Source organism: Lacipirellula sp. (assembly GCF_965279485.1).
Classification (GTDB): domain Bacteria; phylum Planctomycetota; class Planctomycetia; order Pirellulales; family Lacipirellulaceae; genus Lacipirellula.
On the sequence record NZ_CBDIIC010000002.1, the window covers coordinates 1,369,183 to 1,394,060 of the forward strand.

Sequence of the window (24,878 nt, forward strand, 5' to 3'; positions counted from 1 at the left end):
GGGGCTAGATCAGCGCAACCAGCCGTCGCTTACTCGCCGAAGTGGTCGAGGTAATCGGCCATCGCCGCCTTCACCACTTCCTCGGCATGCTCGCGACCATAAGCGTCGGCGATGTGGACCTTCGCGTCATCCGGCGTCAGCATCTTGTAGGTGCTGAAGTAGTGCCGCAGCCGGTCGACCATCACCTTCGGCAACTGGGTGACGTCGGTGACGTCCTGCCACATGTTGTCGTTCTCGAGGACGGCAATGATCTTGTCGTCGGCCTCGTCGTTGTCGCACATCGGCAAGCCGCCGACGATCCGCGCCTTCAGGATGATTTCCGACATCGTGATCGGCCGCTCGCTGATCACGCAAATATCGAGCGGATCGTGATCGCCGGCTTTCGCCTCGGGCATCAGCGCCGCGACGCGCGACCCGCAGAACGTCCGCGGCACGAAGCCGTACAGCGTCGGGCAAAACGACGACGTGCGGTTCGGGCGATCAACCCGCAAGTATCCCGTCTGCTTGTCGAGTTCGTACTTGATACGATCGAACGGGGTGAGCTCGATGTAAGCGTGTACAACCGTTGGCACCGCAGGGCCGACGTCGAGGCCGTGCCAAGGGTGGGGGCGCCAGCGGTAGAACGGCGAGGGAAACTTCATGGTTGATCCTGCAGTCGCTTAGAGAGGCCCGCCGGGTTCGCCTTCCGGCACATGCGTTTCCAGGAAACGCGTCAATCGGTGGAAATCGCTGTCCGTCTCGATGTACCGTACCACGGTGACCAACGTTTGCGGATCGACGAGGTCGTCGAACGGCACGTATTCGAGTTGGAGCTGGCCAGAAACGGAAACCATCACGCCGTTGAGTCGCTTCTCGACTAAGGCGCGGTAGGCGCCGACGCCGAGCTGGCTGCCGAGCATCACGTCGAACGCGTGCGGCTTCGCACAACGTCCTTCATACCCGATTTGCACCGGCGTGATCTTACGCTTCTTCCCAGTAGTCTTATGGTATTCCTTCGCGATCAGCTCCGCGAACAAATCGTGGAGGTTAATCGCCGAAATGTTGATGTGGCCGTGGTCGTCGCGGCCGACGCCTTCCAGGAACTTATTCGGCAGGAATTCTGCCAAACCTTCGGCGATGACGATGACGCCGTATTCTTTGCCTTCCTTCTCGCGGGCGGTAATCGTCGCCACGATGCGCGGAATCACTTCGTCGAGGTTCATGATCTCACGAACCTTCTTCTCGCCTGTCGTCGGATTGACCGATTCTTCGGACATCCGATACTTGCCGACAATGTCCTCGACGCTGATCACCAAGCTCGCTTCGCCGGCGATCGCCACGCCGTAGGCGAGCCAGCCTGCGCTGCGCCCCATCGACTCAGCGAGGAAGTAGCTGCGATTGGCCTCGGCGTCGGCCAGCATGTTGCGAACTTCGGTTCCGAGAAAATCAACGGCAGTGAAGTAACCGAACGTAAAGTCGATGCCGCGATAGTCGTTGTCGATCGTCTTCGGCAAGTGGACGACCGGGATCCGCGGAGCTTCGAGCGGCAGCCGTTCTTGGAACAAGCGGAACTTGTTCGCCGTCTTCAACGTGTCGTCGCCGCCGATCGAGACGAGCATGTCGACGCCGAGCGAACGGAGCGCATCGTAGACGGTCTTGAGCGGAGCAACGCGTTCGACGTCGTCCAAGTGAGCCGGGCTGGAGACATTCTTGCCGGGGTTCGCACGGGCGGTGCCGATGATGATCCCCTGCGAGTTGCGGGTGCGGCGGAGCATCTTGTGATCGATCATCACATAGTCTTGCCCTTCGACCAGCGGGCGATCGGGGCCGAACTGCAGCAGCTGCGAGTAGCCGTGCTTCACGCCGACGACTTCGATGCCGTCACGAAGGAACGAAACGGCCGCGGCGGAAATCACGGCGTTGGCCGCCGGGGCTGGCCCGCCAGCGAATAAAATCGCGGCGCGACGGAAGTTATGCGGGGTCCGCGGCGGGCTGGAAAGCGTGCTGTTCTTAGCCATGGGTCTCTCTCTTCTCTCACTTGCTCAACGCCGTCGAACGCATCGCAGGATACCATCGAGCGGCGGACCGCGTCGGCGAGGCGAAAAGGTTCGCTCGACGACTGGTCGGGTCTTTTCTGTTCGTGGAAGCCCGGCATTCTAAGGCGCCGGAGACAAACCGAGAATGGCTGGGCCAGACGCCCTCGCCTTCGGTCGATCAATCAGCCCCAAACGTCCGCTCGACGAAGGTCGTATCGATGCGACCTTCGGCAAACGCGCTGTGGCTGAGGATTTCTTGGTGGATGGGGATGGTCGTTTTGATGCCGTCGACCCGCATTTCCGCCAGGGCGCGGAGCATGGTGCTGATGGCTTCTTCACGGGTGGGACGGTGGACGATCAGCTTGCCGATCATCGAATCGTAGTACGGCGGGACGACGTAGCCGCTGTGGGCGTGCGAGTCGAACCGCACGCCGAAGCCGCCCGGTGCGATGAGCCGCTCGATTTTGCCCGGCGACGGCTGGAACTTGCGCTTCGGATCTTCGGCGTTGATCCGGCACTCGATCGCAGCGCCGCGGTGAACGATGTCCTCCTGCTTGAACGGCAGCGGCTCGCCCGAGGCGATCAAGATTTGCTGCTTGATCAGGTCGATGCCGGTGACCATTTCGGTGACAGGGTGTTCGACCTGGATGCGAGCGTTCACTTCGATGAAGTAGTACTTGCCATCCTTATCGACGATGAACTCGACCGTCGCCGCATTGACGTAGTTGGCGGTGAGAATCAGCCGACGAGCTGCTTCGCACATTTCCAGGCGCGTCTCTTGCGAGATGCTGCGGCTGGGGCTTTCCTCGATCAACTTCTGATGGCGACGCTGGACTGAGCAATCGCGTTCCCACAGATGGACCGCGTTGCCGTGGCTATCAGCGAGCACCTGCACTTCGACGTGCCGCGGCTGTTCGATGTACTTTTCGAGGTACACGGCGCCATTGCCGAAGGCGGCTTCCGCCTCCTGCTGGGCTTGCTGCAGGGCCGACTTCAGCGCGAGGTCGTTCGCCGCGACCCGCATGCCGCGACCGCCGCCACCGGCGACCGCCTTAATCAGCACTGGGAAACCGACCTCGTGGGCAAATCGCAGCGCTTCTTCGGGATCGGTAATGATCCCCGCGCTGCCGGGGACGACCGGCACGCCAGCCTTCTTGGCCAGTTTGCGGGCGGCGTCTTTGTCGCCGAGTTGGGCCATCGCCTCGGGCGAGGGGCCGATGAAGTCGATGTTGCAGCTGCGGCAGATCTCGTTGAAGTGGGCGTTTTCCGCGAGGAAGCCGTAACCAGGGTGGATCGCTTGAACGTTCCCCACTTCGGCGGCGCTGATCACGTTGGCAATCCGCAGATAGCTTTCCGACGCCTTCGCCGGGCCGACGCAGTAGGCTTCGTTCGCCAAGCTAAGGTAATGCGAACCGCGATCGGCCTCGCTGTAGATCGCCACGGTCTCGATTCCGAGTTCGCGGCAGGCGCGAATGACCCGCAGCGCGATCTCCCCTCGATTGGCGACTAGGATGCGTTGATACATAGCGAACTAACTAGACGGTAGGTGGAGGCGGGGAGCTCGTCCCGGCCGAAGCTTGCCGCCGCGTCCGTTACGTTGATCGTCGGCGGCGAGACCAGAGGCCGACGCTTACTTCTCGACTCGGAACAGCTTTTGGCCGTATTCGACGGCGGCGCCGTTGTCGACCAGCACGGCGACGATCTTGCCGGAGCATTCTGCCGGCAGTTCGTTGAAGACCTTCATCGCCTCGACGATGCAGACGACCGTCTCGGGGCCGACTTGATCGCCGATCTTCACGAAGGCGGGCGTGTCGGGACTCGATGAAACGTAGAACGTGCCGACCATCGGACTGACAATGAAGTGGCCCGTCTCGACGGCAGGCGCCGCGGGGGCGGCAGCCGCAGGGGCCGCCGGAGTTGCTGCCGCGGGTGCGGGCGCTGGAGCGGCCGCCATCGGCGCCGGGGCGTAACCACCCTGGACCACGACCGGCTCCTGATCCTTCCGCAGGCGGATCCGTTGCTCTGCTTGCCGCAGATCGATCTCCGCGAGTTCGAACTCCTGCATCAATTCGACGAGCCGCCGCACGCGACGCACATCGAAGACGTCCTCAGAATTCGATCCACTACTAGCCATGTTGCTTGTACCTTTGCTGTCGTTCATTCAACACACTTGCAGGTTCGCTACGCGACGAGGCATTCGTCGAGGTCTTTCGTCACCGAGGTCAGCACTTCGTGGCCGGTTCGCGTGACGAGAATGTCGTCCTCAATCCGGATGCCGCCCCACTCGGGGAAGTAGATCCCCGGCTCGACCGTGATGATCATCCCCGGCTTCAGTTCCCTGGTTTGGCCTTGGGCTAGCCGGGGCGCCTCGTGAATTTCCAGCCCGACGCCGTGTCCCAGGCCATGGCCAAACTGCTTGCCGTAGCCCGCTTTCTCGATCACGCTGCGGGCGGCGCGGTCGACCTCTTCGCAGGTGACTCCGGGGCGAATTGCCTCGATGCCAGCCAACTGTGCTTTTAACACAACTCCATACAGCTTACGGAGTTTGGGCGAAATTTTAGCTGTGGGCACCATACGCGTCAAGTCGCTCATGTAGAGCCCCTCGTTCACGCCCCAATCGATTAAGGTAAAGTCATCTTCCCCAATCCGCTTGGTCGTCGGGCGGGCGTGCGGGAGGGCGGCACGGGTCCCCACGGCGACAATCGCCTCGAAGCTGAGCCCCTTAGCCCCGAACTGGCGGGCCTGGTACTCAAGCTCTGCCGCCACTTGGAGTTCCGTCATTTCAGGGGTTAGCTTGGCCCGCACGACCTCGAAGGCTCGCCGAGCCTGATCGCACGCCCGGCGGGTGCGGTCGATCTCTTCCTTATCCTTGATGATGCGAAGTTCCTCGACCCAACCGGAAGTGGGGACGAGTTCGACCTTCGGCAGGGCGTCGGCCAGGGCATTGCGGACTCCCACCGTGATCGAATCGCCTTCGATCCCTAGCCGGGTCACCTTCGACTTCTCGATGGCCTTGGCGGTGAACTCGAGCATCTTCGAGCCCGGACCGCGGATCGCCAGTTCCAGCCCTGGGCATTCCTGCTCCAGCTGGGTGGTGTAGCGCTGATCGCTGATGAGAACGTCGCCCTGCTTGCCGACGAGCAGGTAGCTGTCGTCGCCGGTGAAGCCGGTGAGATAGGTGACGTTCTTGAAGTTCGTGACCAGCAGGGCGTCGAGCCCCTCCTGCTTGAGCTGGCGGCGAAGCTTCTGGCGGCGATCAGACATGGTGGCCTCTTCCCTAAGGGTGAATGCTGAGTTGGCCCCAGTATCGGAGTAGAAGGAGATGCTGGCAAGCTCGGGAAATGGGGTGGAACCGGCAGCCCGGGCGCGTCATCCTGAATGGAACCCAAGTGGAGCCGCTCACGCCCTCCCCTACCCCGCCCCCATCGCTTCGGAACCGCCATGTTTCGCGTCACGCGAGAGATCGAATTCTGCTACGGCCACCGCCTGCTGAACTACGCCGGCAAATGCCGCTATCTCCATGGCCACAACGGAGTTGCGATCATCACGATCGAGGGCCCCGACCTCGACGACCGCGGCATGCTGGTCGACTTCTCCGACATCAAATCGGCGGTGAGCACTTGGATCGACGATAACCTCGACCACCGGATGCTCCTCCATCGCGAGGATCCCGTGGTGCCGACGCTGCAGGAAATGGGCGAGCCGCTCTATCTACTCGACCAGAATCCAACGGCCGAGAACATCGCCCGGCTGATTTACGACGAGAGCCTGAAGCTGAAGCTGCCAGTGCCAATTATCGAAGTGAAGCTTTGGGAAACGCCCAAGTGCTTCGCGACCTATCGACCTGATTGAAAGATGGACGGGATCACAGGATCACGGGCGGATCGACAGGATCTTAATCTTGCTGATCGGATCAAACCTGCGGTCCTGCCCCACTTTCCGGCTCCGATCACTCGGGATTGTCATGTCGGCAAACGAGCGACACGCGGCAGACGTTCGGCGACTCGTACTGAAAGTGCCGGTGCTGTACGACTCCATAGGCGGTCACTCCTGGCGCTTCGATGGCTACGGTATCTCCGGCTGAGGGGATCGCGGGCATTCCTTTCAACTCGACTGAACGCTTCGGGTCGTCTCCACAGTGACGTCAATGAAGTAACGCATGGTTGGTGGTCTCTGGCTGGGAGCTGGCCGTAAACCGGGGGTGTCCATCCCCCTCCGCCGGGGGACCCCAGCCCACTTGTAACGCTGCTTCCCAGAGTCTGCAAGTTTTCGCGTAGAGAATCTGTGAAATGCCGCAAAGGTAGGATGAGCCGCCCGCATCGCTCATGTTGTCGCTCCAGTGGGAACGTGTTAGTGTGAAACTCGTTCACAGCCTTCAGCCAACGCTGCGAAGTACGGTGTCGGCAGCCTGTTCTCTTCCGGAGTTCTCGATGAGTGAATCGACCAAGGGCGTCTCGCCTCACCAAGTCGGCGAAGCCTGGGAAGAATTCGTTCAAGAGCAGGTTTATCCCGAGCCTGGGACGAAGGCGAAGGAAGATTACCGCAACTATGAGAATCCCGCTCGCGAGACGGTACGGGCGTTCTACGAAGAGAACCATCGCAAGCAGACCTACGAATTCGTGCAGGGCAAGCGGGCCGAGTTCCTGCAGCTCAATCGCAGCCAAATGAGCGTCTTCGAAGCGTGCGACTATCTCAATACGCTCGTCGACGATTCCGATCCCGATATCGATCTCGATCAGTTGCAGCACCTGCTGCAGACTTCCGAAGCGATTCGCGCCGACGGCCATGAAGACTGGTTCGTCCTCGTCGGCCTGCTGCACGACCTCGGCAAAGTCCTCTGCCTCTATGGCGAGCCGCAGTGGTGCGTCGTCGGCGATACGTTCCCCGTCGGCTGCCGCTTCAGCGAGCGAATCGTTTACTCCGAATACTTCAACCAGAACCCCGACTCGCGCGATCCGCGCTACAACACGAAGCTGGGCGTTTACCGCGAGGGGTGCGGCCTGCGGAACATCTTGATGTCGTGGGGGCATGACGAGTACCTCTACCACGTCATGAAAGACTACCTGCCGGAACCGGCCCTCTACATGATCCGGTACCACTCGTTCTACGCGTGGCACCGCGAGCACGAGTACGACTGGCTGTGCGACGATCACGACCGGGCGATGCTGCCGTGGGTGAAGAAATTCAACCCTTACGATCTTTATTCGAAGTCGCCGAACCCGCCGAATTGGGAACAACTGCGGCCGTATTACACCGACTTGATCAACAAGTACCTGCCGGCGGCGATTGCGTTTTAATGGACGTTTTGGCGGAAAGCTCGGCTATTTTGTCATTTTGTCGCGATCCGCGATTTTGGCGACAGAATTCGCAAACCGCTTGTCGACAACGCTTTACGGCGAACCAATCGGCGACAAAACGGGGCCACAGTCAATGCCGCCAGCAGAGTGTTTGCGCTCTGCCGGCCGACGCAACGCGACCCTACGCACCCTTTCGTTAGTCGTGACGCTGGATCCGACAATTGCGCGGCGAGGATACAGGACAAATAGCCCCTAGATGCGAGCTTAGCAAAAAGCGTGGCCACTTCTAGCTGCGATTTTCGGCCACGCGCCATCGTGCGCCGAGAAGCCTTCGGTGCGATGCCAAAAGTTGAGGGCGATGGTTCCGAGGCGGTCGAGCTTTTAGCCTTATTGACCAGCGAATCCGTCGGCGCGGAGCGAGCGGCTCTTCGACCGGAAGCGGGGACGCCCCGGCTCGCAGACCGGGGCAAGCGACGCCGTTACCGCTTGCGGGTGAGGGCGAACGTTGCCAGACCGCAAGCGAGAAGCGACAGTGCGGCCGGCTCGGGAACTGCGATTGCGATTACGTCAGCAGTAGGGGTGCTATTGCGACGGCTACGCTGCCACACGAGAAAGTCGGCGCCGTCGGTTCTACCGTCAGCATTCAAGTCGCCGGATGCGTTCTTCCCGAAGTTCGATCTCCAGAGCCCGAGGTCGGCGGCGTCGACTTCGGAGTCGCCATTCAAATCTCCCCGCACCGGCGGCACGATGGCCGAGAACGCCAACTTATATTCGCCGGAACCGCCAGCCGACTGCAGTGGAGTCTTCGAAGAGGCTGAAGTATGGGCGTCGACTTTGATTTGGTAGCTGCCTGGAACCAACGAGCCTGACAAGTCGAAGTTCCACGAACGTCCGACGTTGGCAATCGTGGGCTTCACTTGGAAGATCGACTTCCCAGACGTTTGATCGACGATGGAAAACTCGATATCCAACGCCCCGGCGCCGGCGAGCGAACCGCTCAGCGTGAACGGCATGCGCTCCGTCACATAATAGTTCGCCGAGAGAAGCGATTGACTGTAGGCAATCGACTCGCCCTGACCGGCTAGCTGCGCGTGAAGCGTTGCCGACGTGCTCACTCGGCCGCTGGCTGAAATTGAGTTGTCGGTGAGCGTTGAACTCTGCTCGCTGACGGTCCGGGCTTTCGCGAGTTCGAGGTTCTGGAGGTTCAATATCTGCGAGTATTGCGCTACGTTGCTACCGTAAACGCCCGCCTCCTTACTCGTACTCGTGTTCCCCGTCTCAGCGATCACGCTAAAAACGGACGACTGCGCCGTGTAACTCTGCTGGCGAGTCGAGGAGACCAGCCGAATAGGCTTAGGGGAGGCTGGAGGGCCGAAAGTAATGCCGCCCCCTCCTGCCCAAAGAATGACGCCGCTTGAGCTGCTCGGGGGCTGCCAGTCAACACGTTTGGTAACGCCATACCACTGAGGATTGAAGCTCGAGCCAAACCCGCTCCATGCAGCTTGGGTCTGCGTCTGCGACGTTACTTCGAACGCTTGGAGCTGCGAAGTTATGCTAACCGCCGTCAGGATGGCGAGCGCGGTGGCAAACGATGCGGAAAAGATGCTTGAACGGCTGACATTCATGCTTCAAACGCCTGTTGGGGGTGAGCCGCGAGTGTAGAGGCTCGGCGTGAAGATTTCAATCAATTCGATCCGATAGGGTTCGATTTCCTCGATGGCAGAACGAGGGAGATAGATTGTGTTTGGGGGTTGGCGCGAAAAGAGGATCGCCGGGGGCGGGACGCCCCGGCTCGCTGGGAGAAGATGCTTGCCCGCAGCGACTAGCTACGACGGCGGGCGTTGCAGCCGGCGCAGAGAGCGAGCGCGGCGGATGCGAGGAGTGCCCCGCCGGCCGGTTCAGGGACCGCGGCGGCGGGCGTTACGCCGGAACCGAACTGTCGCTGCCACACCAAGAAGTCGGCGCCGTCCGTTTTGCCGTCGCTGTTGGCGTCGCTGAATGCGTTGACGCCGAAATCGCCTTTCCACTTGGCAAGATCGAGGCCGTCGACGCGACCGTCGTCGTTGAAGTCGGCGGCGTACGACGGGGCGGCGACTGCGTGGTAGTCGACTTTCACGTTCAGCCCGCCGGCGATGGTAATTGACGTGCCGTAGTTCGCGAAGCCGCCGCCGCTGAAAAGGACGTCGTAGACGCCGTTCGCGGTGACAGGAATCGAGTACCCGCCTGAGAGCGACGAGAGGGCATAGTAGGCGGAACCGGGAACGTCGACTCGAACGCCGGAGCGGCCTTCGCCGACGTCGTAGAAATTGTTGTTGTTGAGATCTTCGTAAACGACGCCCGTAATGAAGGAGCCGGGGCCGGCGTTGCCGAAATCTTGCGTGACGATTTGCGGGCCGACGCCGTTCGGGCCGCTGCCAGTCACCAGACCGATGCCGACTTCCTTAAAATCGTTGTTGTGAATCGAGATGCGATGGCCGGCGGGGTTCTGCATCCCCTGGCCGACGAAGGCGGGGTTGTAGTTCGGATCGAGCGAATTGTCCGAACTGCCCCAATCGACGTCGAATGCCGCGTGCCCTTCTGCGACGCTCGAACTGTAGGAGTAGACGTTTTCGCCCAGGCTCCCGACGTAGCCGACCGCTTGGGCACGCTGGCCGAGCGTCATGCCTGAGGTGAATGGCGCCGGCGGGCTGTTCGAGCTGACGTGCCCTTGGAATCCTTTCGCGAGCATGTCTTGCGAATGAAGTTCCGAGGCTTGATTGAGCGCTGCATTGAACGATAGAGGTTGTGCGAACTGATCGATCACTCCATTGGAGACCGAAGCAGTGAACTGATTGACGATGTTCTGCGGATTGATGACGAAAAAACTGTACGCGCTCTGCACGCCGGGGGTGTTCTCATTCTTCAAGCGGTTAGCTTCGACGATCGCGTCGGCGCGGGCGCGGTTGACGTACTCAAGATAAAGCTGCTCTTCAGCGGAGGGTTGGCCGATGGAGTAGAGGCTCTTTTGGAATTGATCGGCGAGTTGGATATCGTCGACGTACCAACCGACGCCGGCGCTCGTTTGCGTGAAGGCGGTGCCGCCGATGAAGTCCAAGTTGAAGCGGAACTTCGCCGATTGGCCTGCGTAGGCGGAAAGGTCGACCGTTCGCAGGGCGAAGTTACTTTCGACGGGCGCCGAGCCAGTGCTCGTGCCGGTTTGCGCGTAGAGCGATATCGGCCAAGTGGCGCCGTTGTTCGTCGACATCTCGACGCGCGCGACCTGTCCCGAGGCGGCGAAGCCTAGTCGACTGAGGAAGAAGAGTTTTGAATCGGCCTGAATCGTGAACGCCGAATTGCTGGCAAACCAATTGTCCGCGAAGCCAGGGTTGGCGAGGTGGAAGGAATTGCCGCCCTGTCCGACGATCGACGATTGGATCAGCGAATAGTTCGCGGGGACAACGTTCGTCGTAATCCCGCCGACGCCCGATTCGGCGTTTTCGGTCCAGAGAACGTCCGCCCGCGCCGTGCTGATGCACCATGGCGCGGTAACGGCGAGCAAAAGCAATGCGGCTAAATGACGAGATCGCATCGGCTGGTCTCCGCCAGACGGCATTCGGGGCGAAAAGGACGGTTTCTATAGCGTGGCGAAGAGTGGGCGAGACTGCAAGCGCGGGGTCGCCTTGAAGGACTGGAATGGGGGAAAACGGCCGGAAATTGGCCCGTTTGCAGGGGCCTGCAAGATTTCCCGAGGCCGAAAATGCCCCACCGATCGAGTCGTTCGAAAGATGGCTTCGGCCAGGTCGGAGCTGTCTGTGGGCAATGCTCGCCGGCGAACCGGGCTTCGGGCTCCGCCGACTAAGCGATCGAATACAACGCGGCGAGGCGTTCGGCCTGTCGGCGTTCAATTTTCCATACAACCAGGCCAAGCAGAACGTAGTAGGCTAGCGTGAACAGCAGGCCAACCTGCTGGACGGGAACGAAGCGAGTCGCGGCAGCGAGCGCTTGAGCATGGTTCTGCGGCGGCGGAAGTGCGCTGCTTGCGCTGGCGATATTGAAAAACATCACGGTGCAAACGGTTCCGCCCACGAATACGGACGCCCACCATAAGCGAACCAGCCAACTTGAGCGGACTTCCTCCGGGCTGCAATCATTGAGCGGCTCGCCATCCGGATCGCTGCCGTGCCAGATTTCACGCATGATCTGGTACGGACGGATGAGATTCCAGAACGGTATGAACTGATACCCCACTGCCCACCCTGGCGTAAATCGGAGATTCGCAACGCTCATGCCCTGCAATCTTGAGTGCGACTTATAAAGCCAAACGAGGTAGGCGATGAATGCGACGAGCGAAACAAGGGATTTTATCGAGCCCACAAGCGCGAACTTTGTAAACGCGCGATCGACCTCCGTCTGTTGCTCGCTAACACGCCACAGTTGCAAATGCGGCGGGGAAGGCAATTTCCGATAAACCGCGGAGAATTCATCGACGGCGCTCGTCAGCCGCCAGCCGGCCCAAGCTTCCGCTAGGGTAGCGACGCTCACGAGGATAATGGCGGCCAGAAAAAAACTGCCGACGAGAGACGGACCATTGGTTGGCTGCGAAGTTCTTTCGAATGCGCGGGTCGGGCTCGCCTCACTTGCCGACGGTGCTGCATCGGACGCGGCTAAATCCTCGGCGGCGCGGCGGAGCGCTTCGTGAACCGGCCGCGCGACGGGCGGTTCAATCTCATACTCATCGTCCGAGGGATCGGGCTTGCCAACGATATCTGGCGGCAGCACCAATTCGGTGCTCAGATTCGAGCTCGACGCTAGGGCCGCAGTCGCGGGCGACGGCGGCGTGGGAATAACGAGCTTCGCGCCGCAGCCGCACTTCGCTGACTTGCCCGCTAGCTCGGGCTTCACCGCGTACTTCTTTCCGCAACTCTTGCAGACGAAGCTAATACGTGCGGGAGGGTCGGCCATCGAAACACGCCGCAGACAAGAAGATGGGAATTAGCCCCGGAAGCAGATGCCTTCGGATAGTTAGCCGCTTCCGAGCATGATTAGGCCGTCGCGCTCAAGCAATATGCGTGAGCTCGAAAATCGCCAATATACCACAATCGAACTGTCATTTCAGCGCAAACAAAAACCCCGTGAGGTGATCCCCACGGGGTTTTTGATAAATCTGGCGATACCTACTTTCGCGAGTGCTCTCACTATCATCGGCCCGGAGTGCTTAACTACTGTGTTCGGAATGGGAACAGGTGTTTCCACTACGGTATGGTCGCCAGAAAAAGCTCGTGGGGCGGTAAAGCCCGCACGAGCTTGACATTCTGGTGTATTTGCAAGAGTGGCAGTCGAGGGGTGAGCCTCAACTCAATCTGAATCAGCCTTTGCCTTCGATCGAAAATCGAGAGCGTTTGATAAATGTGGCCAAGCGTTCGTCCGTTAGTACCGGTTAGCTGAATGCATTACTGCACTTACACATCCGGCCTATCAACCTGGTCGTCTTCCAGGGGACTTTCGGGTATTACCCAACGAGACCTAATCTTGGAGCGGGCTTCACGCTTAGATGCCTTCAGCGTTTATCCGTTCCGACCTTAGCTACCCTGCCGTGCCGCTAGCGCGACAACAGGAACACCAGAGGGTCGTCCTTCTAAATCCTCTCGTACTAAAGAAGAACCTCCTCAAGTCTCGTGCGCCCACAGTAGATAGGGACCGACCTGTCTCACGACGGTCTGAACCCAGCTCACGTACCACTTTCATTGGCGAACAGCCAAACCCTTGGGAGCTTCTCCACCCCCAGGATGTGATGAGCCGACATCGAGGTGCCAAACCGCTCCGCCGCTATGGACGCTCGGGAGCGATAAGCCTGTTATCCCCGGAGTACCTTTTATCTGTTGAGCGATAGCCCTTCCATACGGGACTACCGGATCACTAAGCCCTGCTTTCACATCTGCTCGACTCATGGGTCTCGCAGTTTAGCAACCTTATACCTTTACGCTCGATGCCTGATTGCCAACCAGGCTGAGGTCGCCTATTGGGCTCCTCCGTTACTCTTTAGGAGGAGACCGCCCCAGTCAAACTGCCCAACTGACACTGTCCGCTGCCTGGATTCACAGGAATCAGCGTTAGAACTTATGCATTAAAAGGGTGGTATTTCACCAATGGCTCCCCTCAAGCTTGCGCCCAAGGTTCATAGCCTCCCACCTATCCTACACAGTCAATACACGAGCCCAATATCAGCCTACAGTCAAGGTTCACGGGGTCTTTCCGTCTAGCTGCGGGAACGTGGCATCTTCACCACGACTACAATTTCACCGGGTTACTGGTTGAGACAGTCTTCCTCTCATTACGCCTTTCATGCACGTCGGAACTTACCCGACAAGGAACTTCGCTACCTTAGGACCGTCATAGTTACGGCCGCCGTTTATCGGGGCTTCGGTCGCAAGCTTCGCCTTACGGCTAACCTACTCCCTTAACCTACCGACACCGGGCAGGCGTCAGTCTCTATACATCCTCTTGCGAGTTAGCAGAGACCTGTGTTTTTGATAAACAGTTGGAGGAATCGATTTACTGTGGCCCCCAGCAGCTTGCACCGCCGAGGGCACCCCTTATCGCGAACTTACGGGGCCATTTTGCAGAGTTCCTTAACCAGTATTCTCCCGAGCGCCTTAGACTACTCGTCTCACCTACCTGTGTCAGTTTTAGTACGGTTAGCTATGCTTCAACCCTTAGAAGCTTTTCTTGAACGTCCTTCCGATGACTTCGCGAACATAAACGCGCTCGCACCCCAAACTTGAATTACCCCGGCGGATTTACCTACCAGGCATCTTGCAAGGGGTGACGGACATTTCTAGTCGTACCGCTCACCTTTCGGACGCTGTCCCTCCATCGGTCCACATAGCTAGCGCAGGAATGTTGACCTGCTGTCCATCGTCTACGCCTTTCGGCCTCGACTAAGGCACCGGCTAACCCTGGGCGGATTTACCTTCCCCAGGAAACCTTAGGTTTTCGGCGGACAGGATTCTCACCTGTCTTATCGTTACTCATTCCGGCATAATCACCTGTACGCCCCGACACGGCTCCTTACGGTACCGCTTGTATCTGACGTACAGCGCTCTCCTACCGCTCGTCTTGCGACGAACTTACTGCTTCGGTGTCGTACTTACTCCCGTTCATTATCGGCGCAGAATTGCTTGACCAGTAAGCTGTTACGCACTTTTTAAATGGTGGCTGCTTCTAAGCCAACATCCTGGTTGTCACGGCAATTCAACTTCCTTAGTGACTGAGTACGACTTCGGGACCTTAGCAGGTAATCTGGGTTGTTTCCCTCTCGACCGCGAAGCTTATCCCTCGCGGACTGACTCCTGAGATAGTCGCAATGGTATTCGGAGTTTGGCTCAGCAGGGTACCCCGGGAAGGGCCCCAAACCAAATCAGTATCTCTACCCCCACTGCGTAGTGGCTCAAGGCTAGCCCTAAAGCTATTTCGGAGAGAACGAGATATCTCCACGTTTGATTACACTTTCAGTCCTCCCCACAAGTCATCCCCTCGGTTTTCAACCCAAGTGGGTTCGGTCCTCCACGCAGTATAACCTGCGCTTCAACCTGCTCATGGGTAGATCACGTGGTTTCGCGTCTACCGCCAGCGACCAATGATCGCCCTATTAAGACTCGGTTTCCCTGAGGCTTCGGCCCGTAAGGCCTTAACCGAGCCGCTAACGGTAACTCGCCGGATCATTATGCAAAAGGCACGCCGTCACACATTCCCCGAAGGGCATAGTGCTCCGACCGCTTGTAGGCGTATGGTTTCAGGTTCACATTCCTCCCCTAGCAGGGGTTCTTCTCATCTTTCAGTCGCCATACTGAGTTCACTATCGGTCATCAGAGAGTATTTAGCCTTACGGGATGGTCCCCGTAGATTCAGTCGAGATTCCACGTGGCTCGACCTACTCAGGTACTCCTCGAGAGACTGCTCATCTTTCACTTACGGGACTGTCACCCTCTGTGGTTGGCCTTTCCAAGCCATTCTGTTAGTTGGCAGTTTTGTAACTCTCATGTGAGAAGCCCTACAACCCCGCAGAGGAAACCTCCGCGGTTTGGGCTGTTTCGCCTTCGCTCGCCGCTACTAACGAAATCGATTTTTCTTTCTCTTCCACCAGGTACTTAGATGTTTCAGTTTCCTGGGTTAGCCACGTACGGCTATGTATTCACCGCACGTCAATTCGGGCATCTCGGGATCATCATTTGTTTGTCAACTCCCCCGAGCTTTTCGCAGACTTCCACGCCCTTCATCGCCTTCTGATGCCAAGACATCCCCCATACGCCCTTCGTAGCTTGGCCACATTTATCTAACGCTCTCGAACAGCTAACCCGCGAACGAGTTAGGGGAACTTGAGCAAAGATAAATGCTGCTACAAAGAAGTCGACCTGCGTTACTAGTCGGGGCCGAAAAGACCCAACTAGCAAACAGATCACTTCGAGTAACGCTTGATCTTCGTTGTCTAAGGCAAAGGAGACCCAAATACTTCACCGCAGGGACAAGCCCGTTGGCTAGTAGTGGGTTTCAGATGCCACTCTTGCTCAAAACACCAAATTGTCAAAGAACGGACCCGACCAGAGATCGGCGCGACTCCGCAAGGGAGCCGCGAAAACCCGGCCGCTCAAACCAACTGCAACCAGCTGATCCTCGCGACTGGGTGTGAGTCCCGTATTGTAGGGACTTCGTCGTGGCTGTCAAAGGGTGTTTTGAAAATTTCAAAACTGTTTTGACCACCGATCATCGGCCAGTTCTGATCCTCAAGTTGAGGTCATTTTGGCCGGTGAAGAGGCAATTGTAGGGCGGGACGGCTTGGCCACAAGGGGGGTGTGAAGATTGTGCGACTTTATTTTTTGCGCACAGCATTCCGGGGGCTTTGGCCCCTGCCCTATTCGTCTTGATGCTCGCGATCCCAACCGCGATGTTCGACTAGTCGCCGACACCAATAAGCCGTCGCGCCTCCCACGCCGATCGCCGCAATCTCAAGAATCAGGGCCGAAATAATTCCGCCGAACCAACCGCGGTAAACCGAATCAGCAAACGGCAACAGCAAAATGAGCCCGGCCAAGGCTCCGCCGAAGAAGGTGCGGCGATAGCCCTGACAAAAGACCGCGAGCGTGCCCACCGCGACGGGCAGCGTGCAGAGCGTGAACAGCAGAAACGCCAACTCAACGGCCTCGCGGCCAATCAGTCGCATTGCGGTGGCGACGACGGCAAACGCCGCCATGGCGATCAAGATCGCTCGTAGGCTGAACTGCGGCCTTCGAGACCTAGTCGACCGAATTGGGGGCCCATGTGGGGGCTTCGGCGGCGCGGCTGCTGACTTAGCTGGGCGATCGTCCATCGTGCGGGCAGCCTACCACGGCGAGACGGCAGCTCAAACGGCGGCCAAATCGGCTTCTTGCAGCCGTTGCTGGGCTTCAGCGGCCGCGGTGGCATCCAGATCGGCGCGAGCACTCTCCATGGCGCCGGTGGCGTCTTCGCCCGGCTGCACGCTCGAAACGCCCATATCGAGTTCCAGGCGAATCTGATGGTCGCCAAGCGGAACCGGGCAGAGCGAAATCGACGTGCGAACTCGCTGACCGACGATCTTCGCGGCGCTGGCCGAACTGCCGGGAAGCATCACGATTAGTTCGCCCCCTTCCAGGCGGGCGAGCAGATCCATGTCGCGTAGCGTCGATTGGACGAAAGACGCGAGCGAATCAATCAGCAACATGCCGACGGCATTGCCGTAGTTGTGCTCGAGCTCCGCGAACTCTCGCACGCGGAAGTGGACGAGCGTAATCGGCACGCCAAAGCGGCGACTCTCGGCAATCCGACGGTGGAGTTCGTCGGTGAAGATCGCCCGATTCGGGAATTTCTTCACTTCAGTCGCCGCAGGCGTCTTGGCCGCTGGTTCGGCAGTCTTGGCGGCCAAAATCAGACGAGCGATTTCACGATCGTGCCAGAAGGCGCAGTTACGGCCGTTTTTCTTAGCGCCGTAAACGGCTTCGTCGGCACGGCGAACCAGGGCGGCGGTCTCTTCCTCGGAAAAGCAGCCGGCGACGCCGACGCTGGCCGTCACGCGGAGGGCGTTGCCGCCGAATTGGACGTTCATTGCCTCGATCGCCTTACGAATCCGCTCGGCGGCTAATTGGCCGTCGTCGAGCGTCACATTCGCGAGAATCACTGCAAATTCTTCACCGCCGTAGCGGCAGGCGAGATCACCGGGATTCACGACACGGCCGAGCGTACGGCCAACCGTGCGAAGCACCTCGTCCCCAGCCGGATGACCGTGGACGTCATTGAATTGCTTGAAGTTGTCGACGTCGAGCATGATCAACGCGAACGATTGGCCTTTCGAGGCGAACAGTTCAGTCGATTCAAGCAACGCGGCATCGAAAGCGCGGCGATTGGCCAGTCGCGTCAGCGCGTCGGTGCGGGCCTCGAACTGCTGATTGCGAATTTCTTCGGCCTGCGTTGCGATTTTCTGTTCGGCGTCCTCAAGGCGGGTTTGGAGCCGTTTGTTGGCGTCGAGCATCTTGGCGACGACGTCCATCACGACAGCGCCGCCACCAGCGCCACCTTGTTCGATCTCTTCGAGCTGATCGGTGATCGATTCGACGAATGAATTGTGCGCGCCGACGTCGTACGCGACGTTGCGGGCCAAGTCACGCAACTGTTGGGCGGCCATGCTCGCACGGGCGGCGTCGTTCGCCGACATCTCGCCGGAAGCGGTTTCGCTCGGGATGGCGGGCGCAGCGTGGCGAGCGGCGATGAACCGCATGTAGATCACTGCGCCGCAGAATCCCACGAAGAAGGCAGCAAACGCCAACGCCACGTCAGACGCGACTCTCGCAACGGTGACAGCTAGTAACAGGTTCATGCAACGGCTCAATAGTCGTGAATCAACGCATGGCTAGCGACAGCGCCTTCGCACGCTTGTCGGCTGGCTATAGTTGCGGCTTCTGATGGTGCAAAAGCACGCGGCTCAGCAACGATACGACGCATGGGGGGGGAGTCAAACGTCGCCAATGCACAATTCCGCACCGAGTCTTGCCGCGCCGCGGGAGCCCGTCACAATCGCGCAAATCGGGGCCTATTTAGGGGACTTCCCGCATGGCGCCGCACGAATCCACAACGGGGAAACCTGTTTCCCGACGATTTCGAAGAGTAAAACAGCTAGGGGCGTTGAATTGGTTGCGGCAACGCGCGGCGGGCGGGCTGGCGATGCGCGAATTCGAGACGCTGGGAAGCCATTTTGGCGTCCCGGATCTCTTAGGACGGTTCAGGACGCCGCTGATTCCTTGGCGACCGCTTGGAAGGGAGCGAGTGATGGCGGAAATCAAGCAGAAGCGGAATGATTCGATTATTCCGGCGGGCGGCCTCGCAACGATGGTGCGGGGAATGCGACTCCGCTGTCCCCGCTGCGGCAAGGGCGCCATCTTTCGCGGTTGGTTCACGATGAACCAACGTTGTCCTGAATGCGGCAGGCTATTCGACCGGGCGCCCGGCTATTTGCTGGGGTCGATCTACTTCAACTACGGCGTGACGGCCGTGTTGGTCGTGATTGCCTACTTCTCGCTGTACTTTACCGAGACGCTCAGCGGCAAACAGCTGCTGTGGTTGCTGACGGCGTTCGGGGTGGTGTTTCCGCTCTGGTTTTTCCGGTATGCGCGGGGACTGTGGATCGCGTTTGATGAACGCTGGGATCCTTGGCCGAATGAGGAAGAGGCTCGGCGCGTGGAGAAGGATGTTAGGGCTGGAGCGGAAGGTACGGACGCTCCGGCGGGTCGTTGACCCGCGGCTACTCCAGCGCACGGCTACTGTTGCGTGGCTGCCCGCTCGGCTTCGGCCTTCTTCACCGAACGGTAGGCGAAGCTGCCGAACGTCGTGATGATGATGAAGGGCATCGACATCATAAAGAGGATGCTGTAGTAGTAGCCGGCCGCCATCGATTGGCCGTGGGGGTCGTTCTCGGCGAGGCCTTCGCGGCAGGTGGGGCAGGCGTGGGCGTCGCTGGCGAGGAGCGTGACAACGAGTAGGGCAAGACCGCCGGCCACGAGGTGATCGGTGATCCGTGAGCGGTGATTGATGAAGAGTCGCTTGAGCATGGGAAGCCTCGCGCGGGGCTACCCCTGGCCCGCTTAAAAAAAGCCGCGGAGCCGAGGGCTGCAAAACGTCGATCAGCCGGGGGCCGAAACCGGCGGCGGATCAGCGTTTAGTGTAGGCGTTAGCTCGGCTGACGGCCAGATGTGGTACAGCATCAGGTACACGACCACCCCGGTCACCGAGACATAAAGCCAAATCGGAAAGGCCCAGCGGACGACTTTTAGGTGTTTGGCCCGAGATTCGGCCTTTTTCTCCGCCGGCCACGCGGCCGCTCGGCCCCAGCCGACGGCGTTGGCGCCGTAAATCGTCGCGGCGATGGCCAGAAACGGCACGGTGAAAGCAAGCACGACGTGCGTTGCCAGGATGACGTAGTAGATCAGCTTAACCACGCCCGGATGGGTAAAGTTGACCCGTCCGACCATTAGGTGGTACGTCACATAGCTGACCAAAAACGCAGCCGAAACGGCGAGAGCCGCCAGCATCAGGCGGCCGTGGGCTAGCTCGCGTTTACGCTTAATTTGGATCAGCGCCGCGATCAGCAGGACGGTGGCAATCGAGTTGAGGGCGGCGTTGAGGTGGACGAGCGGGTGGCCGCCGACGGCGAGGGGGAGCGTCGGGAGCCACTCCCCTGCCCTGCCGATGGGAAATAGCGCGGCGAGTTCGAGAGTTGCGGGCATGTTTGGTTTTTGGGCGGGCGTTGGAATCCCGCGTTTCTGGATTAGCTCCGAAGGAGCGGCATGTTGTAGCCAGGGGCGTGAGCCCCCGGTGCGTCCTAAGAATTGAATCGAGCCCCGGAGGGGCGGCACTATTCGTGGTTGATGCGGGAGTTGTGCCGCCCCTCCGGGGCTCACGGCCTTTGTAGCGATGCTTTCCGAGGGCTTACGCCCCCGGCTACATCATTTCGCCCCTCACGGGGCTAATACCGATTCGGGTGCGTTCCGCCCTCAATTGGCTGCCGCGACTTCCTTATGCTGCTTTTCATCCGTGGCTGGTGGAGTTGCTTCAGACTCCTTTGGCGGCACGTACTCTTTCGCCAGCTCGCGTTTGATAATCTCCAGTCCCTTCTTCGATTCTTGCGTGCTCACCGCGTTGAACATGCCGGCGATTTCGCCCTGCTTGTCGATGATCACCGCAAAGTCGTTGTGCCCCTTGAGGCTCACGCCGCCGACGTGGAGGTAGTCGTGCGCGATGCGGCGGACGTCGTCAAATTCGCCGCGGCAGAAGAACCAACGCTCGGGGTCAGCGTTCAGTTCCTTCGCCTTCGCGGCAAGGACCGGCAGCGTGTCGGTCTCGGGGTCGACGCTAATGCTCACCCAGTCGGCGTCGGCGACTTCGTCGAGCGAGGTGAGGTATTTGATGTTCTGATTGAGCCGCTTGCAGCTGCCGGGGCAGGTCGAAAAGAAGAAGGTCGTGACCCAAACCTTCCCCTTCATCTCGGCCGAGCGGAAGGGCGTGCCGTCGCTTTTGGTGAGTTCAAAGTCGGTGAGCGGCGGGAGACTGATCTCCTGCTCCGCGGCGATGAGGGCCTGCCGCTGTTGCTCATGGCGGTAGAGCGTGAAGCCGGCGTAAAGAGCGCCCACCGCGGCGGCGAATGCGAGCCAGTAGGGTAAGGCGGAGGTTTTCATTTTGGGGAGGATTCAGGGGGTGGGGTTCGGGTTCAGGAAATGCGAGTCGGGAGCGGTGTCAGCGGTTTTACTGAACCCCGAACCCTCGCACCTGAACCCCCTACTTCATGTCTCCCGTCGTTCGCGTCGCGGCGATCCGCCAGGCGGCGGCGAGCATTAGGAGGGTGAAGGCGATCGTTACTCCCCAGCATAAGGCGAGGGGCGGGAGGGCGTCGACGGGGGGGATGGCTGCGGCTACGTCTGCAGCGGTTGATTCTGCGGCTCCGGGGGCGGGGACGCCCCGGCTCGCGTTGGGGGCAAATTGCAGGTAGTGGCGAAGTCCCGCGACGCCGTAGGTGAGCGGGTTCAAGCGAATGATCCAAGCCAGCCACCCGCTGCCGCCGCCGGGGAAAAAGGCCCCCGAGAGGAGCCACATCGGCAGCAGGAAGACGCTCATGATGGCGTGGAAGCCATGCGTCGATTCCATCCGCCACGCGATTGTAAAGCCGAGCGCGGTGAGCGCTACGGAAATGAGCGCCATCAGGACGATCGCTAAAGCGATCTCCGCCAGCGAACTATCGAGCCCAAGCGTCAGAGCCCCGAGCAGCAGGAACAGCAGCCCCTGGATCATCGCGATCGCGGCGCCGCCAAAGACTTTGCCGAGCACCATCGCCCACCGCGGCGCTGGGGCCACGAGGACTGATTGCAGGAACCCTTCGTTGCGGTCCTCGATGATCGTGATCGTCGCGAAGATCGCGGTGAAGAGCAGAATCATCACCAGCGTGCCCGGGAAAAAATGGGCGTAGTCGAGCTGGTTGCCGCGGAGCCCTTCGCTGAACAGCAGCCAGAAAATAATCGGCTGGCCGAGGGCGCCGAAGACGCGATTCCGCTGGCGGAAGAAGCGGACAAGCTCGCGGTGTGCGAGCGTCATGATGACTGGCAAAGACGGAGAGGCAGCAGCTGCGTTACTCATATGACTCTTCGACGAATAGAACGCGGATTGACACGGATTTGGCGGATTTTCGCGGATCGGGCAGATGCGACTCGAATGAAAATCCGCGTCGATCCGCTAAATCCGCGTTCATCCGCGTCCCTTTCGTTTCTTCTTTCCCGAGGTTTCGGCATCGGCGGGAACATCGCCGAAGAAGCGGTGCCCCGTGCGGGCGATGAACACGTCTTCGAGCGTTGGTTTGCCAAGGGTGATTGTTTGGACGTCGGCCGGGAAGGCTTCGACCAGCCGGGGGATCCACTGGTGGCCGTCGGCCTGTTCGAGTCGCACGGCGCCGTCGATGATTTTTACTTCGCAGCCGAATTTCTCGCGGATGCCGGCGGCGAGTTGCTCCGGCCGCTCGGTCTTGATCGTAATCGCATCGCCGCCAAGCGCGGCCCGTAAGGCGTCGGGGGCGTCGAGCGCGGCGAGCTTGCCTTGGTGCATGATCGCGATCCGATCGGCACGGTCGGCTTCGTCCAGCAAGTGCGTCGTGAGGACGATTGTCGTTCCCTCGCGTTCGCGCACCTGACGGAGGTACTTCCAGAGATCGCTGCGGGCGCCGGGGTCGAGGCCGGTGCTCGGCTCGTCGAGCAACAACAGCCGCGGACGGTGAAGCATGCTTTTGGCGAGTTCGACGCGGCGCCGCATGCCGCCGGAGAGCGTTTCGACGAGATCGCCGGCGCGTTCGGTGAGACCGACGGCGGCGAGGAGTTCGTCGCGGCGGGCGGCGAGTTCGCTCGTCGAGAGTCCGTAAAGCCGGCCCTGATGGCGGAGGTTCTCAGCCACCGTCAGCTTCTTGTCGAGGCTCGGCGACTGGAACACCACGCCAAGTTGCCGGCGGACGGCGGTCGCGTCGCGCGTCAGGTCGTGGCCGAGGATGGCGATCTCGCCCTGCTGCAGCGGGATGAGCGTCGACAACAGCCGGAACAGCGTCGTCTTGCCGCTGCCGTTGGGGCCGAGGAAGGCGAAAACTTCGCCCTCGGCAATGTCGAGCGAGAGATCGTCGACGGCGAGGCGGTCGCCGTAGCGGTAAGACACGTGGTGGGCGGAGATGGCGGGCATCGTACTAATGTCGATGCCGGCAAGTGGCAACGCAAGGCCTTAGTCCCGACCTCCGGTTCCCTCCCCTTGAGGGAAGCAACGAGCACGATCGCCAGAGGCGACCTAGCGCAGGCGGTAGTCCGTGCGGAGCACCGGGTTAGGGAGGGGTGATCGAAGCGTCTGTTAGCGCAGCCCCCCTCCCCAGCCCTCCCCTCCAGGGGGAGGGAGCCGGAGCATACAAAGTGGAAGAGGTCAGTGCTTTTCGCCGACTGAATGCGGCGCCGCGCCCGGCTTACCGGCGGCTTCGGGGGCCGGTTGCTGGGCGGCGTTGTTCAAGCGTTCGCGGGAGGCGTGATTCATCCGTAGGCCGACGTCAGGGACCAGGGCCAGCACCAGCAGCAGCGACATCATGCTTGCCGGCACGGTGAGGATCCACTTCCAGTTGGCTTCCCATTTCAAGTGCATGAAGAACAGGATCACCAACATTGCCTTCGTGCAGGAGACGGCCATCATCCAGATCCGCTTGATGGAGATGTTGTCGCCGAACGGCCAAAACGGCGTGTAGGTCCAGTACGAGCAGGCGGTGAGGAACACCAGCGCGATGGCCACCATCACGTAGGTGCGGATGCTGCCGCCGTGGCCATGCTCGGCGCCGTGCGGATCGTTGGCGTCGAACGACTGATGGGCCGGATCGTGAGAAAGGTTGGCCATGGCGGTGATCGCTCCGGCGGCTCGTTGAGCCGCGGCTGATGGGCGGTTCTAGAAGAGGTACAGGAGCGGGAACAGGAAAATCCAGACGAGGTCGACGAAGTGCCAATAGAGGCCGACGTTCTCGATGACGCCGACCTTCGCGGCGCCAAGCGTCTTCGTGCAAAGGATGGCGAAGGCGAGCAGGCCGACGATCACGTGGATCGCGTGGAAGCCGGTGACCAAAAAGTAGGTGCTGGCCCAGGTGTTGCCGCCGGGAATCATGATCGGCAGCTTCAGCCACGGGTGGAGGTCGTTGAGGCCGAGCAGGTGGCCGGCGTCGGCGTGGCTGGTTTCGGCTGAGGCGAGCGTGAGGACGGGCGCGCTGGCGGAGGCGGCCTTTTCGATTTCTTCTTCGAGTTCGTCGCGATTGTCTTCGATCTGCTGCTCTTCGACTTCGTGCTGATGCGAGTGGACGCTCGCCCGCGGGTAGATTCGATCGGCCAACCGCAACAGCGCGACGCGGCCGGCGGGGGATTCAGGTTCGTCGCGGAGCAGCTTTTCCGCGGCGTCGAGTTCCGCGGCGACGGAATCGAGCACCTGGATCTGAGCGTCTTGCTCGGGCGTCCGCTTCTGCTCGGCGGCAAGCGGGTTCTTCAGCTCGGCGACGCGCAATCGCACGGCGGCTGCGTAGTTGACGTTCGCGCTTTCGTAGATCTGGCTGTGCGGCAGCCCTGGATAAATACCGTGCGAGAACTTGGCGCGGTACTCAAAACCCTTCACGCCGAGGAAGATCGAACCGAGCACCAGCGTCAGGAAGATCCAGCCTTTGGCAAGCGAGGCGTTGTTTTGTTTGGCCGCTTCGAGGGCGAGCACCACGGTGATGCTGGAAGCGATCAGCACGCCCGTGTTGACGGCGCCCATCCATTCAACGAGATGAACGTCGTGCGTGCTCGGCCAAGCGGGGGCGCCGAAGCGGAGCACGATGTAGGCGCCGATCAGCCCGGCGAAAAACATGATTTCAGTCGAGAGAAACAGCCACAGGCAGAGCTTGCCGTTGGGAATCGGCAGCGCCGGCTGGTACTCGAGCTTCGGGGGATGGGCGTGATCGCTCATAAGAAGAGATTCGGGTTCAGGGTTCGGGGTTCAGAGG

Annotated in this window: 21 protein-coding genes and 2 rRNA genes; 3 read left to right on the forward strand and 20 right to left on the reverse strand. The window is 60.2% G+C overall.

Annotated elements, in window-relative coordinates; genetic code table 11:
* Window positions 1-29 precede the first annotated feature (29 nt).
* The 5 genes from ACQY7R_RS13140 to ACQY7R_RS13160 all read right to left on the reverse strand — a co-directional run bounded on the left by ACQY7R_RS13140 (window position 30) and on the right by ACQY7R_RS13160 (window position 5,279).
* On the reverse strand, window positions 30-641 hold the full coding sequence (locus ACQY7R_RS13140; protein WP_152100469.1) for an inorganic pyrophosphatase: 612 nt from the start codon (window positions 639-641) through the stop codon (window positions 30-32).
* 18 nt (window positions 642-659) lie between these two features.
* Window positions 660-1,997 carry a 6-phosphofructokinase gene (locus tag ACQY7R_RS13145; RefSeq protein ID WP_428306051.1) on the reverse strand — a complete coding sequence of 446 codons (1,338 nt, stop codon included), beginning with the start codon at window positions 1,995-1,997 and terminating at the stop codon, window positions 660-662.
* 196 nt (window positions 1,998-2,193) lie between these two features.
* Entirely contained in the window at window positions 2,194-3,540 is a 1,347-nt protein-coding gene (accC, locus tag ACQY7R_RS13150) for an acetyl-CoA carboxylase biotin carboxylase subunit (RefSeq protein ID WP_428306052.1), read from the reverse strand.
* A 105-nt stretch (window positions 3,541-3,645) separates the two neighbouring features.
* Window positions 3,646-4,149, reverse strand: coding sequence for an acetyl-CoA carboxylase biotin carboxyl carrier protein (accB, locus tag ACQY7R_RS13155; protein ID WP_428306053.1), 504 nt, complete (start codon window positions 4,147-4,149; stop codon window positions 3,646-3,648).
* 47 nt (window positions 4,150-4,196) lie between these two features.
* The gene (locus tag ACQY7R_RS13160) at window positions 4,197-5,279 is read right to left on the reverse strand and encodes a M24 family metallopeptidase (RefSeq protein ID WP_428306054.1); all 1,083 of its coding nucleotides are present in this window, start codon (window positions 5,277-5,279) and stop codon (window positions 4,197-4,199) included.
* 177 nt (window positions 5,280-5,456) lie between these two features.
* Between ACQY7R_RS13160 and ACQY7R_RS13165 the strand changes: the two genes are divergently transcribed.
* Window positions 5,457-5,867 (forward strand): 6-pyruvoyl trahydropterin synthase family protein, encoded by a 411-nt coding sequence (locus ACQY7R_RS13165; protein ID WP_428306055.1) that lies wholly within the window; start codon window positions 5,457-5,459, stop codon window positions 5,865-5,867.
* 97 nt (window positions 5,868-5,964) lie between these two features.
* Here the strand turns inward: ACQY7R_RS13165 and ACQY7R_RS13170 are convergent, their stop codons facing one another.
* The gene (locus tag ACQY7R_RS13170; protein ID WP_428306056.1) at window positions 5,965-6,114 is read right to left on the reverse strand and encodes a hypothetical protein; all 150 of its coding nucleotides are present in this window, start codon (window positions 6,112-6,114) and stop codon (window positions 5,965-5,967) included.
* A gap of 331 nt (window positions 6,115-6,445) precedes the next feature.
* Between ACQY7R_RS13170 and ACQY7R_RS13175 the strand changes: the two genes are divergently transcribed.
* On the forward strand, window positions 6,446-7,312 hold the full coding sequence (locus tag ACQY7R_RS13175; protein WP_428306057.1) for an inositol oxygenase family protein: 867 nt from the start codon (window positions 6,446-6,448) through the stop codon (window positions 7,310-7,312).
* Window positions 7,313-7,791: 479 nt separating this feature from the next.
* On the opposite strand, the gene ACQY7R_RS13180 is transcribed toward ACQY7R_RS13175, so the two are convergent.
* From ACQY7R_RS13180 to ACQY7R_RS13210, 7 genes are all read right to left on the reverse strand, one after another.
* Complete coding sequence (locus tag ACQY7R_RS13180) at window positions 7,792-8,937, reverse strand: hypothetical protein (RefSeq protein WP_428306058.1); 1,146 nt, start codon at window positions 8,935-8,937, stop codon at window positions 7,792-7,794.
* Window positions 8,938-9,134: 197 nt separating this feature from the next.
* Window positions 9,135-10,880: a CAP domain-containing protein gene (locus tag ACQY7R_RS13185; protein ID WP_428306059.1), complete on the reverse strand. Its 1,746-nt coding sequence runs from the start codon at window positions 10,878-10,880 to the stop codon at window positions 9,135-9,137.
* 266 nt (window positions 10,881-11,146) lie between these two features.
* Window positions 11,147-12,253: a DUF4328 domain-containing protein gene (locus ACQY7R_RS13190; RefSeq protein WP_428306060.1), complete on the reverse strand. Its 1,107-nt coding sequence runs from the start codon at window positions 12,251-12,253 to the stop codon at window positions 11,147-11,149.
* Window positions 12,254-12,453: 200 nt separating this feature from the next.
* A 5S ribosomal RNA gene (gene rrf / locus ACQY7R_RS13195) occupies window positions 12,454-12,562 on the reverse strand.
* A gap of 137 nt (window positions 12,563-12,699) precedes the next feature.
* A 23S ribosomal RNA gene (locus tag ACQY7R_RS13200) occupies window positions 12,700-15,615 on the reverse strand.
* Between the two features lie 584 nt (window positions 15,616-16,199).
* Window positions 16,200-16,538 carry a hypothetical protein gene (locus ACQY7R_RS13205; RefSeq protein WP_428306061.1) on the reverse strand — a complete coding sequence of 113 codons (339 nt, stop codon included), beginning with the start codon at window positions 16,536-16,538 and terminating at the stop codon, window positions 16,200-16,202.
* Between the two features lie 150 nt (window positions 16,539-16,688).
* Window positions 16,689-18,176: a GGDEF domain-containing protein gene (locus ACQY7R_RS13210; RefSeq protein WP_428306062.1), complete on the reverse strand. Its 1,488-nt coding sequence runs from the start codon at window positions 18,174-18,176 to the stop codon at window positions 16,689-16,691.
* Between the two features lie 449 nt (window positions 18,177-18,625).
* Here ACQY7R_RS13210 and ACQY7R_RS13215 point away from each other — a divergent pair, with 449 nt between their 5' ends.
* Entirely contained in the window at window positions 18,626-19,090 is a 465-nt protein-coding gene (locus ACQY7R_RS13215; RefSeq protein ID WP_428306063.1) for a DUF983 domain-containing protein, read from the forward strand.
* 23 nt (window positions 19,091-19,113) lie between these two features.
* Here the strand turns inward: ACQY7R_RS13215 and ACQY7R_RS13220 are convergent, their stop codons facing one another.
* The 7 genes from ACQY7R_RS13220 to ACQY7R_RS13250 all read right to left on the reverse strand — a co-directional run bounded on the left by ACQY7R_RS13220 (window position 19,114) and on the right by ACQY7R_RS13250 (window position 24,841).
* Window positions 19,114-19,404 carry a hypothetical protein gene (locus ACQY7R_RS13220; RefSeq protein WP_428306064.1) on the reverse strand — a complete coding sequence of 97 codons (291 nt, stop codon included), beginning with the start codon at window positions 19,402-19,404 and terminating at the stop codon, window positions 19,114-19,116.
* A 72-nt stretch (window positions 19,405-19,476) separates the two neighbouring features.
* Entirely contained in the window at window positions 19,477-20,079 is a 603-nt protein-coding gene (locus ACQY7R_RS13225; protein ID WP_428306065.1) for a DUF420 domain-containing protein, read from the reverse strand.
* 267 nt (window positions 20,080-20,346) lie between these two features.
* Window positions 20,347-21,027, reverse strand: coding sequence for an SCO family protein (locus tag ACQY7R_RS13230; protein WP_428306066.1), 681 nt, complete (start codon window positions 21,025-21,027; stop codon window positions 20,347-20,349).
* A 100-nt stretch (window positions 21,028-21,127) separates the two neighbouring features.
* Entirely contained in the window at window positions 21,128-21,937 is an 810-nt protein-coding gene (locus ACQY7R_RS13235) for an ABC transporter permease (RefSeq protein WP_428306067.1), read from the reverse strand.
* Between the two features lie 150 nt (window positions 21,938-22,087).
* The gene (locus ACQY7R_RS13240) at window positions 22,088-23,059 is read right to left on the reverse strand and encodes an ATP-binding cassette domain-containing protein (protein ID WP_428306068.1); all 972 of its coding nucleotides are present in this window, start codon (window positions 23,057-23,059) and stop codon (window positions 22,088-22,090) included.
* A gap of 231 nt (window positions 23,060-23,290) precedes the next feature.
* A complete protein-coding gene (locus ACQY7R_RS13245; RefSeq protein ID WP_428306069.1) occupies window positions 23,291-23,749 on the reverse strand; it encodes a cytochrome C oxidase subunit IV family protein in 459 nt (152 codons plus the stop codon).
* Window positions 23,750-23,797: 48 nt separating this feature from the next.
* A complete protein-coding gene (locus tag ACQY7R_RS13250) occupies window positions 23,798-24,841 on the reverse strand; it encodes a cytochrome c oxidase subunit 3 (protein WP_428306070.1) in 1,044 nt (347 codons plus the stop codon).
* Window positions 24,842-24,878 lie beyond the last annotated feature (37 nt).